Below are 15,827 nucleotides of genomic sequence, written 5' to 3'. Positions count from 1 at the left end.
TATTTATCCTTTATTTAATCGACGTTCAGCGCGTCATTTACCAGATCTTGTTGCTGCTTCTGGTGAACGGACATATACCCTACTGCCGGAGAGGCAGAGGCCGGGCGACCTGCATAACGCAGAGCTGACCCAAATGGAATTACTTCACGGAAATGATGCTGGCTGCAGTACCATGCGCCCTGGTTGAGCGGCTCTTCCTGGCACCAGACAAAATCATGTACATGAGCAAACGGTTTCAGCGCTTCCTGCACCGCTTTATGCGGGAACGGATAGAGCTGTTCGATGCGCACAATGGCAACATCTTTTTGGTCGTTCTTGCGGCGTTGCTCCAGCAGGTCGTAATAAACCTTACCAGAACACATCACGACACGCTTCACGCCTTTCGGATCAAGTTCATCGACTTCGCCAATGGCTGGCAGGAAGGTGCCATTTGCCAGTTCGTCCAGCGTAGACACCGCCAACGGATGACGCAGCAGCGACTTCGGTGACATCACCACCAGCGGACGGCGCATACCGCGCAGCGCCTGACGACGCAGCATGTGGTAGACCTGTGCCGGGGTAGACGGGACGCAAACCTGCATGTTTTGCTCAGCGCAAAGTTGCAGATAACGTTCCAGACGCGCGGAGGAGTGCTCCGGACCCTGACCTTCGTAGCCGTGCGGCAGCAGCATCACCAGACCGCACATACGGCCCCATTTCTGCTCGCCGGAAGAGATGAACTGGTCGATAACCACCTGCGCACCGTTGGCGAAGTCGCCGAACTGCGCTTCCCAGATGGTCAGCGTGCGCGGTTCTGCCGTGGCATAACCATACTCGAACGCCAGTACCGCTTCTTCAGACAGCACGGAGTCCCATACGCGGAACGTGCCCTGGCCGTTATGCACATGCTGCAGCGGCGTGTAGGTTGAACCGTTCGCCTGATTATGAATGACCGCGTGACGGTGGAAGAAGGTTCCGCGACCGGAGTCTTCACCCGACAGACGAACCGGAATGCCTTCGTCCACCAGCGTGGCGTAAGCCAGATTCTCTGCCCCCCCCCAGTCGAATAGCTTCTCGCCTGCGGCCATGGCCTGACGGTCGCCGTAAATTTTGGCAACACGCGACTGCATTTCAACGGCTTCAGGCACGGTGCTGATACGTTTTGCCAGCTCCTGCAGACGCTTCATCTCAACCTTGTTCGGGTAGCTTTCGTCCCACTCGTGGTTGAGGTACGGCGACCAGGTGAAGGAGTGCATGTTCATTGGACGCCACTCTTTCACCACGCATTCACCAGCATCCAGCGCATCACGGTACAGATTGACCATTTCGGTCGCATCTTCCAGCGTGGCGACTTTGTCCGCTTCCAGCTTGTCAGCGTAGATTTTACGCGGGGTCGGATGCTTTTTGATTTTCTGATACATCAGCGGCTGGGTTGCGCTCGGCTCGTCGGCTTCGTTGTGGCCGTGACGGCGGTAGCACACCAGATCGATGAACACATCGCGTTTGAAGGTGTTACGGAAATCCAGAGCCAGACGCGTCACGAAAGCGACCGCTTCCGGGTCATCCGCGTTAACGTGGAAGATTGGTGCCTGAACCATCTTACCGATGTCGGTGCAGTACGGCGTAGAACGCGCATCCAACGGGTTAGAGGTAGTAAAGCCAACCTGGTTGTTAATGACGATACGCACGGTACCGCCCACTTCGTAACCACGCGCTTTCGACATGTTCAGGGTTTCCTGAACCACGCCCTGCCCGGTTACCGCCGCATCGCCGTGGATGGTGATTGGCAGTACTTTATTGCTGCTCGGCTCGTCCAGACGATCCAGGCGTGCACGTACGGAGCCGATAACCACCGGGCTAACGATTTCCAGGTGCGACGGGTTAAACGCCAGCGCCAGGTGTACCAGACCGCCTTCGGTTTCGATATCAGACGAGAAGCCCATGTGGTACTTCACGTCACCGGTGCCGAGGTGTTCTTTATGTTTGCCCGCAAATTCGTCGAACAGTTCCTGCGGGCGTTTGCCCAGTACGTTAACCAGAACGTTCAGACGACCACGGTGCGCCATGCCCAGTACCACTTCACGGGTACCACTGTTACCAGCGTGGCGGATCATCTCTTTGAGCATTGGGATTAACGCATCACCGCCTTCCAGCGAGAAGCGTTTCGCGCCCGGGAACTTAGCGCCCAGGTAGCGTTCCAGTCCTTCTGCTGCGGTCAGTTCGCTCAGGAAGCGTTTCTTCTCTTCGCTACTGAATGCGGCACGGCCAGACTCGATACGCTGTTGAAGCCAGCGTTTTTCTTCGGTGCTGGTGATGTGCATATACTCGGCGCCAATTGGGCCGCAGTAGGTTTGTTTCAGCGCAACAACCAGGTCGCTCAGCTTCATGGTGTCTTTGCCGCCGGCAAAAGAACCTACGTTAAAGCTTTCCTGGAAATCCGCATCGGTCAGATCGTGGAAAGACGGGTCCAGATCGGCCACATTTTCTTGCTGCCACAGTCCCAGCGGATCAAGATTCGCATGCTGATGACCGCGGAAACGGTAGGCGTTAATGAGCTGCAGGACTTTAACCTGCTTCACATTGGCATCAGGGTCGGAGATAGAAGAAGAGTAACGTGGAGTAATCAACGCCTGCCGACGGAAATAATCACGTGTTTTTGAGTGGAGTTGATCCGGTTTGACTCCGGTACCAGGTAACTGCTGGAACGTCGAACGCCAGTTAGCATCTACCGAGTCAGGGTCGGTTAAGAAGTCTTCATAGAGCTGTTCTATCCAGCTCTGGTTAGAACCAGAGAGGTAAGAAGAGTCCAACCAGGCTTTCAAAGCGCTGTTCTGCATCGTGATCCCTTAAGCATCTTTTCTGCTTATTTAATACTCTAAATAGATCGCGTTTCAGGAAGGTGGCAAGCTTGCGAATCCCAGGGAGCTTACATCCAGTAAGTGACCAGGGTGAGCAAGTGCAGCCAACGCACATGCAACGTGAACTATGACGAGTATTTCGCCGTGGATACTACCACGCACACCGATGTGCGTGCCGGGGTTCACTTGTTGCGGACTGTCGTGTCATCTGCGTCCGCTAAGGAACCTTTAAAAACTGTCTAATAATCTTCGCTGTTCAGGCTACGACTTCGTTGCGGCCTTGTCTCGCTCTGAACATCTCGATTATTACTACTCATATGGCAGTTTTTAGAGGTTTCCTGTACTACCGGGGAATCACTTCCCCGGCAACCACTACAAAATCTTACGCACTACGTTTGAGCAGCATCGACTTAATATGGCCGATGGCGCGCGTCGGGTTCAGTCCTTTAGGACATACACTGACGCAGTTCATGATGCTATGGCAGCGGAATACGCTGAAAGCGTCACTTAAACCTTCCAGGCGGCTGTCGGTCTCGGTATCGCGGCTATCAATTAAGAAGCGATACGCGGCCAGCAGGCCTGCCGGGCCAATAAACTTGTCCGGATTCCACCAGAATGATGGGCAGGACGTTGAGCAGCATGCACACAAAATACATTCATACAGCCCATCGAGCTTCTCACGCTGCTCAGGCATTTGTAAATGCTCACGAGCCGGCGGATTTTTCCCATTATTCAACAAGTAAGGCTTAATCTTCTCATACTGTGCGTAGAATTGCCCCATGTCTACCACCAAATCGCGCACAACCGGTAAACCCGGCAGCGGGCGAATGACAATTTTCTTGCCCGGCTGATTCAGCGCAGAAATAGGTGTGATACAGGCCAGTCCATTTTTGCCGTTCATATTCAGACCGTCGGAGCCGCAGACCCCTTCACGGCAGGAACGGCGGAACGACAGAGACGGATCTTTTTCTTTCAGCTGCATCAATGCATCCAGCAGCATCATGTCGCGCCCTTCTTCCGCCTCCAGGGTGTAATCCTGCATACGCGGAGCGTCGTCAACATCCGGGTTATAGCGATAAACTGAAAACTCGAGTTTCATTGTCCTGTCTCCGCATTAATAAGTACGAATCTTCGGCGGGAATGCCGGGCGCAGCTTCGGTTCCATATTGACTTGACGTCGCGTCATGGATTCCGACTCTGGCAGGTACAGGGAATGGCACAGCCAGTTTTCATCATCACGTTCCGGGAAGTCGAAGCGGCTATGCGCGCCACGGCTTTCGGTACGGAAGTTTGCAGATACTGCAGTGGCGTACGCGGTCTCCATCAGGTTATCCAACTCCAGACACTCAACGCGCTGGGTGTTGAACTCGCTGGAGGTATCGTCCAGACGGGCATTTTTCAGGCGTTCGCGAATCGCTTTCAGCTCTTCCAGACCTTTCGCCATCGCATCGCCTTCGCGGAATACCGAGAAGTTATGCTGCATACATTCTTGCAGCGCTTTGCGAATCGCCACCGGGTCTTCACCGTTACGGTTACCGTTCCAGCGGTTCAGTCGTGCCAGAGAAGCATCGATTTCATCTTCGGTCGCATCCAGCAGGTCACCCTGCTCAGCGATAGATTCCTGCAGATGCAGACCCACCGCACGACCAAACACCACCAGGTCCAGCAGCGAGTTGCCGCCGAGACGGTTGGCGCCGTGAACCGATACGCAGGCGATTTCGCCTACCGCAAACAGTCCCGGGATCACCACATCTTCGCCCTGCTCATTCACAGTCAGCGCCTGGCCAGTAACTTTGGTCGGAATACCACCCATCATATAGTGGCAGGTTGGGATAACCGGAATCGGCTCTTTGACCGGGTCAACGTGAGCAAAGGTACGAGACAGTTCGAGAATGCCCGGCAGACGGGATTCCAGTACTTCTTTACCCAGGTGGTCGAGTTTCAGTTTGGCGTGCGGACCCCACGGGCCGTCGCAGCCGCGACCTTCACGGATTTCGATCATGATGGAACGCGCCACCACGTCACGACCCGCCAGGTCTTTCGCATTCGGGGCATAACGCTCCATGAAGCGCTCACCGTGTTTGTTCAGCAGGTAGCCACCTTCACCACGGCAGCCTTCTGTGACCAGAACGCCCGCACCGGCGATACCGGTTGGGTGGAACTGCCACATTTCCATATCCTGCACCGGCACGCCAGCGCGGATAGCCATACCAACACCGTCACCAGTATTGATGTGGGCATTGGTGGTGGACTGATAAATACGGCCAGCACCGCCGGTCGCCAGCACGGTCGCACGGGCTTTGAAGTAAACTACCTCACCGGTTTCAATACACAACGCGGTACAACCGACAATCGCGCCATCGGCATTTTTTACCAGATCCAGCGCATACCATTCTGAGAAGATGGTGGTATGGTTTTTCAGGTTCTGCTGATACAGCGTGTGCAACAGCGCATGACCGGTACGGTCTGCCGCTGCCGCAGTACGTGCCGCTTGCTCACCGCCGAAGTTCTTCGACTGGCCGCCAAACGGACGTTGATAAATTGTGCCATTGTCGAGGCGAGAGAACGGCAGCCCCATGTGGTCCAGTTCCAGAATCGCTTCCGGACCGGTTTTACACATATATTCAATAGCGTCCTGGTCACCAATGTAGTCCGACCCTTTAACGGTGTCGTACATGTGCCATTCCCAGTTATCTTCATGGGTATTACCGAGCGCAACGGTGATGCCACCCTGCGCGGATACGGTATGGGAACGGGTTGGGAACACTTTAGAGAGCAGCGCACAAGTCTGCCCGCTCTGGGAAATTTGCAGCGCCGCGCGCATACCTGCGCCGCCGGCACCAATCACAACAGCATCAAATTCTCTGACTGGCAGTTTCATTACACACCCCACACCACAACAAATCCATAAATGACGTAAACCACCAGCGCAACAACGATAGCCAGTTGCAGAATCAGGCGCACAGCCAGAGGTTTAACGTAGTCGGTCAACACCTGCCACATGCCGATCCAGGCATGAATCAAGATGGAGAAAAGTGCCAGCAGGGTGAAGACTTTGGTGAATGCCGATGAGAAGAAACCGGTCCAGACTTCATACGTCAGCTCGCCGCTGGTGGCGAAGAAACCGACCATAAAGATGATGTATAACGTCAGAACGATAGCGGTAGCACGGACCAGAATGAAGTCATGTACGCCGTTGCGTCCTAATGCGGAGGCGTTGCTTACCATACGAGGACTCCTGCGAGAAGTGAAAGCACGACAATAATAACGAAACAAATTTTGGCGGAGCGTGTCCCTGCTTCGAGGGTTTCTTCGATATAGCCAAAATCCATCAACAGATGGCGAATGCCCATTACGGCGTGATATGCCAGCGCAATCAGGATCCCCCACAGAATTAACTCCACAAAGAAGTTATTCATAATGGATGACGCGGTGAGGAAACCTTCAGGGGAGGAAAGGCTGGTACCCAATAACCACAACAGAATCCCGACCGCCACGAAGGTGATCACTCCGGATACGCGATGGAGAATGGACGCTATCGCCGTGATTGGGAACCGGATCGTTTGCAGATCCAGATTGACAGGTCTTTGTTTTTTCACATTTCTTATCATGAATAACGCCCACATGCTGTTCTTATTATTCCCTTTAGACTTCGGGTACAGAAGATGAAGACACCTGTAGCCTGAAAGACGACGGGATTTCCTTCCTCCGGTCTGCGTGCGGGTCAGACAGCGTCCTTACTATAACTACGCGTCATATAAAACACTGCTTCCAGATGCTAAAACGACACGTTACAACGCTGGTTGGCTCGGGATTGCAGGGTATTCCGGAGACCTGGCGGCAGTATAGGACGTTCACAAAATCATTACAATTAACCTACATATAGTTTGTCGGGTTTTATCCCGAACAGTGACATAGGTCACGATAACAACATTATTTTAATTTTTAATCATCTGATTTGACAATCATTAAACAAAGTTGTTACAAACGACACCAGAAAAAGCATATAATGCGTAAAAGTTATGGGGTCACTCTTTCACCGGAGATTTAGTTATGTAACAGTGTGGAAGTATTGACCAATACCTTCAGGACAGTTATTAGTGATAGACAGGTTAAATAATTCGGATTGCTAAGTTCTTGATTTGCAGTTTATTCGCCATAAAAAGACCGTTTTACCTGCAAGCGCCCATAGCTCTGTACCCAGGTCATCCCCTCTTTCGCAGAGCGGCGAGCCAAATAACAAACTGGTAACGGTTTATTGATGCACGAAGGCAAATTTGAGTTCCGGCAGTCTTAAGCAATAAGGCGCTAAGGAGACCGTAAATGGCTGATACTAAAGCAAAACTCACTCTAAATGGTGATGCTGCTATTGAACTGGATGTGCTGAAAGGTACGCTCGGTCAGGACGTTATTGATATTCGTAGCCTTGGCTCAAAAGGGATGTTTACTTTTGACCCAGGTTTTACCTCTACCGCATCCTGCGAATCCAAAATTACTTTCATCGACGGTGACGAAGGTGTTTTGCTGCATCGCGGCTTCCCGATTGACCAGTTGGCGACCGAGTCCAACTATCTGGAAGTGTGTTATATCCTGCTGTACGGCGAAAAACCGACGCAGGAAGAGTACGACGAGTTCAAAACCACAGTCACTCGCCATACCATGATCCACGAGCAGATCACGCGTCTGTTCCACGGTTTCCGCCGCGACTCTCACCCGATGGCCGTTATGTGCGGTGTCACCGGAGCGCTGGCAGCGTTTTATCATGACTCGCTGGATGTAAACAACGCGCGTCACCGTGAAATCGCCGCCTTCCGCCTACTGTCCAAAATGCCAACCATGGCAGCGATGTGCTACAAGTATTCCATCGGGCAGCCGTTCGTGTACCCGCGTAACGATCTCTCCTACGCCGGTAACTTCCTGAACATGATGTTCTCTACGCCGTGCGAAAAATACGAAGTGAATCCGATTCTGGAACGCGCCATGGACCGTATCTTAATCCTGCACGCTGACCACGAACAGAACGCCTCAACCTCTACCGTACGTACCGCGGGCTCTTCTGGCGCTAACCCGTTTGCCTGCATCGCGGCTGGTATCGCTTCCCTGTGGGGACCGGCACACGGCGGCGCAAACGAAGCTGCACTGAAAATGCTGGAAGAAATCAGCTCTGTTAAACACATTCCGGAATTTGTTCGCCGCGCGAAAGACAAGAATGATTCCTTCCGCCTGATGGGCTTTGGTCACCGTGTTTATAAAAACTATGACCCGCGCGCTACCGTCATGCGTGAAACCTGCCACGAAGTGCTGAAAGAACTGGGCACCAAAGATGATCTGCTGGAAGTGGCGATGGAACTTGAGCACATTGCGCTCAACGACCCATACTTCATCGAGAAGAAACTCTACCCGAACGTAGACTTCTACTCCGGCATAATCCTGAAAGCGATGGGGATTCCGTCCTCCATGTTCACCGTTATCTTCGCCATGGCGCGTACCGTTGGCTGGATTGCACACTGGAACGAAATGCACACCGACGGCATGAAAATCGCCCGTCCGCGTCAGCTGTACACCGGCTACGACAAGCGCGATTTTAAATCTGATATTAAGCGTTAATTGTTCAGGCCACCGGGTAATTCCGGTGGCTTTTCTCAGACCCTGCTCAAATTACCGCATTCATCTCATTAATATTATTCTCATCAGCCAATTCGTCCCATAATACATTTCAGACATGCGCCCCTTTTATATAGCATTAATCGCCAACGCATTATTTGATTTTTAAATTTATTAGCTATTTAATTCGGCCTTATAAAATACATCTCTGGATTAAATGGCATGGGCGATCTTATTTACCTGAAGATAACAGGTGAACAACAAGGAAATATTTCTTCCGGCTGCGGCACTTCCGCGTCAGTAGGGAATCGCTGGCAGGAAAACCATCCTGATGAGATTTTTGTTTTTTCACTTTCGAATGGATTAGCTAATACTGATTCTGGTATTAATACCCAGCTACTGAACTTCACAAAACTAATTGATAAAAGCACACCATTATTGATTAACGCCATCAATAATAATGAACGTCTGTTTATTGAAATTGATTTATGGAGAATAAACAGATTTGGTAGATGGGAACGCTTCTATTATATTCAATTAAGAAATGCATCGGTAAAAAGCATACAAACCTATGTGGCCCTAAACGAGCTGGATACCGAAGAAATTGCAGTATCGTATGACTATATTCTTTGCAAACACCTGATTGCCAACACTGAGTTTGACTACCTGGCATTGCCTGCTGAGTACAACCGTTTGTTTATACCACCCCGCCCTCAGCCGGTCAGTACGATAAAACCCATAGTGAAACGCCCTTCTCCCCCTGCACCACACATTCCAGCAGTTACGCCGGTCTATGCTAAATCCTGTCTGAAAGAAAAAGGCTGTACAGACGCGGGGAGCCGTGAAGAATCGGCTGAAAACTTCGGACAGATGGCGGTTTTCGCACAATCTTCCGTCGATGATTGTTGCGGATATGCACAGCCCGCAGAAGCCTCGGCCGCGCTGCCGATCTTAGGTGGGCTGACGCAGGTGTGGGGCGAGTGGTCACTCAGTGGCATGCTCAGCGCCGCACGCGGCGTTCCTTATATCGGAGCGCTAGCTTCCGCGCTGTATATTCCGTCCGCGGGTACGGGCAGCGCACGCGTTCCCGGACGTGATGAGTTCTGGTATGAGGAAGAACTGCGGAAAAAGGCGCTGGTAGGTGGCACTGCCACCACCTGGGTTCGTTTTTTCTGGGGAACCGACATTCACGGTAAATCGCAAGTCTACGGCGTGCATACCGGCGAAGGTACTCCTTATGAAAACGTGCGCGTCGCGAATATGCTGTGGAACGATGAACATCATCGCTATGAATTTACGCCTGCCCACGACGCAGACGGGCCGTTAATCACATGGACGCCGGAAAATCCTGCGACCGGCGATTTACCCACACATACGGGTAGCAATGTTCCACCGCTGGATCAGCCAACCATTCTGGTGACACCAATCCCGGATGGCAAAAACGAATACACCACGCCGCCGTTCCTTGTGCCCGATGTCGCCGATTTTAACGATTATATTCTGGTCTTTCCGGCCGATTCAGGCATTCAGCCGATATATGTTTACCTCAGCGAGAGAAAAACATCTTATACTCATAGACATAAGCACTATCCTTCCAAAAATAGACCCTGGGAGGAAGTGATAAAAAATACGAAGTCTGGTCCAGCAAAATTCAAACCAGAAGTCCATATCGAATCTGTAGACCAGGATGTATGGGAGAATGGTACTCCAACAACTAATGGACAAAACTGGAAAGTTAAAGAATTCAATAATGTCCAAGGCGCTTACAAAGGAAAGGAAACGAAATGGGTGGTTACCAAAGAATCTCAAGGAACTATTCACTCTCATCCAATAGGTTCAAATGAGGCCAGGAAATTAACAAAATGAAAACAAATTACTGCATTTTAGGAAATAACTATCACATCGAAAATGTAGAGAATATTTACGACGAAATATCTGCTTTAGATTTCAACAAAACTGAGTTAGAAGAGGTAACACGATTAGATGAAGATTTATTTCAGCTAGCTTTAAATGATGGAGTTGTTGTAGACATTGGTTGGTATCCTTCATTTGAAGAAGGTGGTGAATTTATCATTCAAATGATACAAAATAGTGACTGGGATCACCCTATAATAAAAATATCTTCTGGATGGGATAAAAATGAGTTAATTGAAAAGTTAAACATAGTTTTAGAACAATTACCTTTTTGTCTTAAAAGTTGAATAAGCATTTAGAAAACAAATAATAACACTCTGCAAAGCATCTTATTATAAAGGTGAGTATATGAATCATCTTAAGCAAAAACTCGAAGACTACACTGAATCCGAATTCTTAGACTTCCTAAATGAATTCTCTGCAAACCCGCGCTACCAGGGAGAAATGGATCGTGAATCTTACATCGACTCATTAGTCGATCATTTCGATAAAATCGTGGACCATCCGGAAAGTAATGGATTGATTTTTTATCCCACGGATGACAGGGAAGACAGCCCACAAGGCGTCATTGATGAAATCAAAAGATGGCGTAAGTCCCAGGGACGCTCATCATTTAAACAATCAACCTAAAAATTTTCAAATCAAACACTCGAATTATCAGTGTAAATTATATAACAACGAATATTTATACATGTGGGAATTTAAAATGACGATCACGGTTACGGTTCAAGCTCAACTCATTGTCGGTGAAGCACAGGTAATAGAAAGTTTGGCCCCAGAAGGTTCTTACACGGCTGTATTTGAAGATGATGGTCAAACCGGGTACTTCTATGCACTTGATGAATCTGCTGACGGAAATCCTATCAAAGATGCACTGCATATTTACAATGCAGAAGATGTTTCAGATGGGCATATCCCATCAGATGTGAAGATCGGTTGGTCAGAAGACAGTAAGAAATGTGTGTTGCTGATAAATGGTTACCCACACGGCGTCTTTAATTTTGAATCTAAAAATGGATACTGCCGGAGCGGTTTTCCACCTACAATCAGTCAGGAATGGTCTGTCTTTGGGCATGCATGGAATGATGCTGTCGATGATTTATTCAGATAACAGGCATCAATACCCGATCACCGGTTAGTCCGTTTTTATTGATACTTGATATTTTTTTCAGCGGACTTTTTCTCTATGCTGTATCAACACGTTAAACGCAACATATAACTCAGGAGCATGGGATGCCTGTTTTGCAGTGGAGCCTGTTGTTTGTGCTATCGCTCCTGCTTTCCCTGCTCTTTCTGTTTATCCATCTTCCAGGCCCCTTGCTGCTCGGTTCGATGATCGTTGGCATCATCTTCAGTCTGCGCGGCATCTCTCTGCATCCTCCCCGCTGCACATTTCTTGGCGCGCAGGCGATTCTCGGCTGCATGATTGCCCAAAATCTGACCGGTTCAATCTTCACAACCCTTGCAGCCCACTGGCCGATGGTGATTGTTATCCTGCTGGCAACCCTTATCAGCAGCGCGATAATCGGCTGGCTGCTGGTTCGCTACAGTACGCTACCGGGTAACACCGGCGCATGGGGCTCGTCACCAGGCGGCGCAGCGGCAATGGTTGCAATGGCGCAGGATTATGGTGCCGACATCCGCCTGGTGGCGTTTATGCAGTATCTGCGCGTACTGTTAGTAGTCGGCGCGGCAGCGCTGGTCACCCGGCTGGTGATGGGCGACCAGGCGCAGGCGGTCAGTGAACAAATCATCTGGTTTCCGCCGCTAAGCGGCAATCTTTTCAGCACTCTGATGCTGGCCGCCGTTGCCGGCACGGCTGGACGCTTACTGCGTATTCCCTCTGGCGTCATGCTATTGCCGATGCTGGTGGGTGCCTTGCTGAATGCAAGCGGAGTGATGGTGATTGAACTGCCGGAATGGCTACTGGCGATAGCCTATATGGCCATCGGCTGGCAAATCGGCCTTGGCTTTGACAAACAGATCTTTCTAATGGCATTACGACCACTGCCGCAGATCCTGTTGTCCATTTTTTCACTAATGGCGATCTGCGCCGGTATGGCCTGGGGACTGGCGCATTACATGCAGATTGATTTTCTCACTGCCTATCTGGCGACCAGTCCAGGTGGCGTGGATTCTGTCGCGGTGATTGCCGCAGGAAGCCACGCTGATATGGCGCTCATCATGGCGATGCAAACCCTGCGACTGTTCAGCATTTTGTTAACTGGCCCCGCAGTCGCGCGGTTTATTTCGGTGCACGCGCCAAAACGGCCCGCTTAGTGCTGACATCCCGGACACCAGTAAAAAGGTCGCGAAGAGAGCATCGTTTTCTCGATAGTCCCACCACAACGCTCACAGGCTTCGCCGTCCCGATGAAAGACCTTGAAGCGAAACAACGCACCGTGATGCTTATTCTCATCGGCCAGCCCGCGGGTATTATAAGACAGGCGCGGAATATCAAGCAGCGCATGCGCCAGTGCATCCAACTGTTCATCGGCAAGCTGCGACGCTTTATGCTGTCCGGTCAACCCTACCTGCCAGAGGATCTCTACCCGCAGGTAGTTACCTAATCCCGCCAGAAACGCCTGGTCCAGTAGCAGACCAGAAAACTGGCGATTGCAAAAACGCGGAGATAACAGACGCGCTTTAACCTCATCGGGCGTTAAACGTAAATCCAGTACATCCGGCCCAACCCGTTGCAGGAACGGGTGGGTGGTTAGCTGTTCTGGCGTCAGCATTTCGATATCAGACGCGCTATAGAGCAGAATTGTCTTGTCATGTGTTTGCAGACTGACGCGCAGTACCCGCGAAGTTTGCGGAATTTCGCCGGTATCCACCACTCGCCACACGCCATAGAGCTGATTGTGACTGTACAGCGTCAGGCCATTAGAAAAATGGGTCAGCAGCGCTTTCCCTCGCGTTTCAAGCTGGGTTACACGTTGCCCAATCAGTTGAGATTGATACGGTTTTAACTGCTCAAAGGCAAACCAGACATCCGTCAGGGGTTTGCCTTTGACTGCCGCCTCCAGGTTATCCGCCGCGCGGCGGATTTCCGGGCCTTCAGGCATAATACTGTCCTTTGTTAATGTGTTGCGCCGCCCGTCACTGCGATATCGCTTTCCACCTGCAAGGCGGTGGCAATTGCAATCTCCAGCGCACGGCGCACCGTTTCTGTCGCCATACTTGGCGCTCCGGGATGCTGTGCAGCCTGTTGCGGCAAATATGGGATATGAATAAAGCCGCCCTTCACCGCCGGTACATCGCGTAGTTTATGCAGCAGACCATACATCACATGATTACACACGAAAGTACCAGCGGTCTGGGAAACCGAGGCCGGAATTCCCGCGTTGTGCATAGCCACAACCATCGCTTTGATCGGCAGCGAGCTAAACCACGCCGCTGGACCATCGGCTACAATCGGCACATCTACCGGCTGTTGCCCCTGATTATCCGCAATACGCGCATCGTCAACGTTAATCGCCACGCGTTCCACGGTGATATCCGTGCGGCCACCTGCCTGCCCCACCGCCAGGACCAGCGATGGCGACAGCGCGTCAATTGCGCCATTGAGTACGATAAGAGACTCGCCAAAGACGCACGGCAGTTGGCGGGCAACGACGCGGCATCCACCGATGATAGCATTATCGAGTCCCGAGACCACTTCCCAGGAAGGGTTAACTGACTCGCCGCCAAAGGGTTCAAATCCCGTGATGAGTACTGTTTTCATCCTGTCACCTTACAAGAACATCAGAAAATACATCAGGAACACGTTGACCAATAGCAGCAGTATGCCGGTTGGCACCTGCGCCTTAATCACCGCGTTTTTGTCCGGTAGTTCCAGCAGCGCAGCAGGGACAATGTTAAAGTTCGCCGCCATCGGCGTCATCAGTGTCCCGCAATAACCGGAGAACATACCAATCGCCGCCATTACCGCCGGATTACCGCCGTGTTGCAGAACAAGAATCGGAATACCAATCCCAGCGGTCACGATCGGAAAAGCAGCAAACGCATTGCCCATCACCATAGTCAGCAATGCCATGCCGATGGTGTACACCGCCACTGCGATAAAGCGACTGTCTACCGCCAGATATTCCTGCGTCAGATATGAAATGCCGTTGCCTACGCCCGCTGCCGTAAACAACAGCCCGAGCGTGGCCAGAATCTGTGGCAGGATGAACGCCCAGCCGATGGAGTCCAGCAGACGGCGCGCCTCCTGGATCGGTTGATGCACCCACTCATGGGTCATTTTTATTGCCATCGCCAGGCCAATCAACGAACCTGCGGTCATGGAAAAAAGCGTCACCAGCGTGGCGTGATTACCCGGCCCAAACAGCGCATCCTGTAAGCCCGGAATATGGTTGAACATCAGCACGCCAATAACCGTTACCACCGGGATCGCCAGCGCCGGAAAAAAAAGGCGGTTGCCCAAGCGACTGGCACTTTCTTCGCGCTGTTGCTGGGTCCGTTGATGGTAACTTCCCAGCTTCACGCCGCCAAAACCGGCGATCAGCGCCAGGATGACCACCGCAATACCGACGGCAATATGCACCGCGCGCTTGTCGCCAAACAGCGAGAATGTCCAGTCGCCAAGCAGAAACAGTACGCCGTATATGCCCCAAAACAGGCCAGTGGTGAAACGACGCGGGTTCGCTTTATCCTGCCAGGACATGACAGCCACAATCAGTAATACCGCGCCCGCCAGCCAGTAGAGATAGCTTTGTTGAAAATTCATTGCGCTTCCCCTTTCGCTGCGGCGTTCGCTTTCGCCACCTCACGTTGCAAATAGCTATCCAGACGCCACAAACGTGTGCCGTGGATCAGGAAAGCACAAATTGCCGTTGGGATCCCCCATAGGGCGATATGCAGCGGTTCGGTCTGGATCCCACCAGACTCCAGCATAAAGTTATGCATGAAGATGATGGCGCCGAAAGCAACAAAGATATCTTCACCGAAAAACAGCCCGACGTTATCGGTCGCCGCTGACATTGCGCGCAGTCGATAGCGTACCGCCCCAGGTATCTCGCCGTGATTTTTCTCAGCGGCCCCTTCCGCCATCGGCGCCAGCAGCGGACGCACCATTTGCGGATGCCCCCCCAGACTGGTGAGTCCTAATGCAGCGGTCGCTTCGCGAATGAACAGATAGACAATCAGCAGGCGGCCGCTGGTAGCGCTGCGGATTTTTGCAATCCACGCCTGCGCACGCTCTTTCAGACCGTGACGTTCCAGCAGACCGATTACCGCCAGTGGGATCAATAAGATAAATGGCAGGTTACGGGTGTTGAGAAAACCTTCACCCAGTTTCTCGAGAATAGTGGCGATCGGCATATGCGCCGCCACTCCCGTGACGATCCCGGCAATAATGACCACCAATACCGGGTTAAAACGTAAAAGAAATCCGACCACGATGACGGCGATCCCCGTCAATGGCCAGAGAGAAATAGCCTCTCCCATAATTAAATCCCTTATGTTGTT

General features: G+C 51.5%; 15 protein-coding genes and 1 pseudogene. 7 read left to right on the top strand and 9 right to left on the bottom strand.

Features of this window, described 5'->3' with window-relative positions:
• Positions 1-14 precede the first annotated feature (14 nt).
• The 5 genes from sucA to sdhC form a co-directional block, all read right to left on the bottom strand.
• Positions 15-2,816, bottom strand: coding sequence for a 2-oxoglutarate dehydrogenase E1 component (gene sucA / locus SK34_RS14140; protein WP_003022923.1), 2,802 nt, complete (start codon positions 2,814-2,816; stop codon positions 15-17).
• Between the two features lie 403 nt (positions 2,817-3,219).
• Positions 3,220-3,936 (bottom strand): succinate dehydrogenase iron-sulfur subunit SdhB, encoded by a 717-nt coding sequence (sdhB, locus tag SK34_RS14135; protein ID WP_003022921.1) that lies wholly within the window; start codon positions 3,934-3,936, stop codon positions 3,220-3,222.
• 15 nt (positions 3,937-3,951) lie between these two features.
• Entirely contained in the window at positions 3,952-5,718 is a 1,767-nt protein-coding gene (sdhA, locus tag SK34_RS14130; protein ID WP_003022919.1) for a succinate dehydrogenase flavoprotein subunit, read from the bottom strand.
• Positions 5,718-6,065 carry a succinate dehydrogenase membrane anchor subunit gene (sdhD, locus tag SK34_RS14125; RefSeq protein ID WP_003022916.1) on the bottom strand — a complete coding sequence of 116 codons (348 nt, stop codon included), beginning with the start codon at positions 6,063-6,065 and terminating at the stop codon, positions 5,718-5,720. Before sdhD ends, sdhA begins: the two co-directional genes overlap by 1 nt.
• Positions 6,059-6,463 (bottom strand): succinate dehydrogenase cytochrome b556 subunit, encoded by a 405-nt coding sequence (gene sdhC, locus SK34_RS14120; RefSeq protein ID WP_003831406.1) that lies wholly within the window; start codon positions 6,461-6,463, stop codon positions 6,059-6,061. The genes sdhD and sdhC overlap by 7 nt, the downstream gene beginning before the upstream one ends.
• 383 nt (positions 6,464-6,846) lie before the next feature.
• On the opposite strand from sdhC, the pseudogene SK34_RS24835 reads away from it, so the two are divergent.
• The 7 genes and pseudogenes from SK34_RS24835 (at position 6,847) to SK34_RS14090 (ending at position 12,635) form a co-directional block, all read left to right on the top strand.
• Positions 6,847-6,957: pseudogene (locus tag SK34_RS24835) on the top strand (hypothetical protein).
• Between the two features lie 203 nt (positions 6,958-7,160).
• Positions 7,161-8,444: a citrate synthase gene (locus SK34_RS14115; protein ID WP_003831404.1), complete on the top strand. Its 1,284-nt coding sequence runs from the start codon at positions 7,161-7,163 to the stop codon at positions 8,442-8,444.
• 219 nt (positions 8,445-8,663) lie between these two features.
• Positions 8,664-10,307 (top strand): type VI secretion system tube protein TssD, encoded by a 1,644-nt coding sequence (gene tssD, locus SK34_RS14110; protein WP_048233286.1) that lies wholly within the window; start codon positions 8,664-8,666, stop codon positions 10,305-10,307.
• The gene (locus SK34_RS14105) at positions 10,304-10,642 is read left to right on the top strand and encodes a hypothetical protein (protein WP_046669878.1); all 339 of its coding nucleotides are present in this window, start codon (positions 10,304-10,306) and stop codon (positions 10,640-10,642) included. The genes tssD and SK34_RS14105 overlap by 4 nt, the downstream gene beginning before the upstream one ends.
• Before the next feature lie 61 nt (positions 10,643-10,703).
• On the top strand, positions 10,704-10,985 hold the full coding sequence (locus tag SK34_RS14100) for a bacteriocin immunity protein (RefSeq protein ID WP_032938511.1): 282 nt from the start codon (positions 10,704-10,706) through the stop codon (positions 10,983-10,985).
• A 76-nt stretch (positions 10,986-11,061) separates the two neighbouring features.
• Entirely contained in the window at positions 11,062-11,466 is a 405-nt protein-coding gene (locus SK34_RS14095) for a DUF2251 domain-containing protein (RefSeq protein WP_032938540.1), read from the top strand.
• Positions 11,467-11,588: 122 nt separating this feature from the next.
• Positions 11,589-12,635 carry an AbrB family transcriptional regulator gene (locus tag SK34_RS14090; protein WP_048233284.1) on the top strand — a complete coding sequence of 349 codons (1,047 nt, stop codon included), beginning with the start codon at positions 11,589-11,591 and terminating at the stop codon, positions 12,633-12,635.
• Here the strand turns inward: SK34_RS14090 and nei are convergent.
• The 4 genes from nei to SK34_RS14070 are packed head-to-tail and all read right to left on the bottom strand — an operon-like array spanning position 12,632 to position 15,806.
• Positions 12,632-13,423: an endonuclease VIII gene (gene nei / locus SK34_RS14085; protein WP_048233282.1), complete on the bottom strand. Its 792-nt coding sequence runs from the start codon at positions 13,421-13,423 to the stop codon at positions 12,632-12,634. The genes SK34_RS14090 and nei overlap by 4 nt on opposite strands.
• A 14-nt stretch (positions 13,424-13,437) precedes the next feature.
• Positions 13,438-14,082, bottom strand: coding sequence for a pyroglutamyl-peptidase I (gene pcp / locus SK34_RS14080; RefSeq protein ID WP_048233280.1), 645 nt, complete (start codon positions 14,080-14,082; stop codon positions 13,438-13,440).
• 9 nt (positions 14,083-14,091) lie between these two features.
• Positions 14,092-15,087, bottom strand: a complete 996-nt coding sequence (locus SK34_RS14075) for a DUF979 domain-containing protein (protein ID WP_048233279.1) — start codon at positions 15,085-15,087, stop codon at positions 14,092-14,094.
• Complete coding sequence (locus tag SK34_RS14070; protein WP_048233278.1) at positions 15,084-15,806, bottom strand: DUF969 domain-containing protein; 723 nt, start codon at positions 15,804-15,806, stop codon at positions 15,084-15,086. Before SK34_RS14070 ends, SK34_RS14075 begins: the two co-directional genes overlap by 4 nt.
• Positions 15,807-15,827: the final 21 nt, after the last annotated feature.

The sequence above is a fragment of the Citrobacter sp. MGH104 genome (assembly GCF_001034485.1).
GTDB classification, from domain to species: domain Bacteria; phylum Pseudomonadota; class Gammaproteobacteria; order Enterobacterales; family Enterobacteriaceae; genus Citrobacter; species Citrobacter freundii.
This window is presented reverse-complemented; position numbering and strand designations above follow the sequence as displayed.

Excerpts from the sequence above, each read along its gene's own strand:
- sdhC (WP_003831406.1), bottom strand. The coding sequence starts at position 6,463 with ATGTGGGCGTTATTCATGATAAGAAATGTGAAAAAACAAAGACCTGTC.
- tssD (WP_048233286.1), top strand. The coding sequence starts at position 8,664 with ATGGGCGATCTTATTTACCTGAAGATAACAGGTGAACAACAAGGAAAT.
- sdhA (WP_003022919.1), bottom strand. The coding sequence starts at position 5,718 with ATGAAACTGCCAGTCAGAGAATTTGATGCTGTTGTGATTGGTGCCGGC.
- pcp (WP_048233280.1), bottom strand. The coding sequence starts at position 14,082 with ATGAAAACAGTACTCATCACGGGATTTGAACCCTTTGGCGGCGAGTCA.
- SK34_RS14075 (WP_048233279.1), bottom strand. The coding sequence starts at position 15,087 with ATGAATTTTCAACAAAGCTATCTCTACTGGCTGGCGGGCGCGGTATTA.
- sdhD (WP_003022916.1), bottom strand. The coding sequence starts at position 6,065 with ATGGTAAGCAACGCCTCCGCATTAGGACGCAACGGCGTACATGACTTC.
- sdhB (WP_003022921.1), bottom strand. The coding sequence starts at position 3,936 with ATGAAACTCGAGTTTTCAGTTTATCGCTATAACCCGGATGTTGACGAC.
- SK34_RS14100 (WP_032938511.1), top strand. The coding sequence starts at position 10,704 with ATGAATCATCTTAAGCAAAAACTCGAAGACTACACTGAATCCGAATTC.
- nei (WP_048233282.1), bottom strand. The coding sequence starts at position 13,423 with ATGCCTGAAGGCCCGGAAATCCGCCGCGCGGCGGATAACCTGGAGGCG.
- SK34_RS14105 (WP_046669878.1), top strand. The coding sequence starts at position 10,304 with ATGAAAACAAATTACTGCATTTTAGGAAATAACTATCACATCGAAAAT.
- SK34_RS14090 (WP_048233284.1), top strand. The coding sequence starts at position 11,589 with ATGCCTGTTTTGCAGTGGAGCCTGTTGTTTGTGCTATCGCTCCTGCTT.
- sucA (WP_003022923.1), bottom strand. The coding sequence starts at position 2,816 with ATGCAGAACAGCGCTTTGAAAGCCTGGTTGGACTCTTCTTACCTCTCT.
- SK34_RS14070 (WP_048233278.1), bottom strand. The coding sequence starts at position 15,806 with ATGGGAGAGGCTATTTCTCTCTGGCCATTGACGGGGATCGCCGTCATC.
- SK34_RS14095 (WP_032938540.1), top strand. The coding sequence starts at position 11,062 with ATGACGATCACGGTTACGGTTCAAGCTCAACTCATTGTCGGTGAAGCA.
- SK34_RS14115 (WP_003831404.1), top strand. The coding sequence starts at position 7,161 with ATGGCTGATACTAAAGCAAAACTCACTCTAAATGGTGATGCTGCTATT.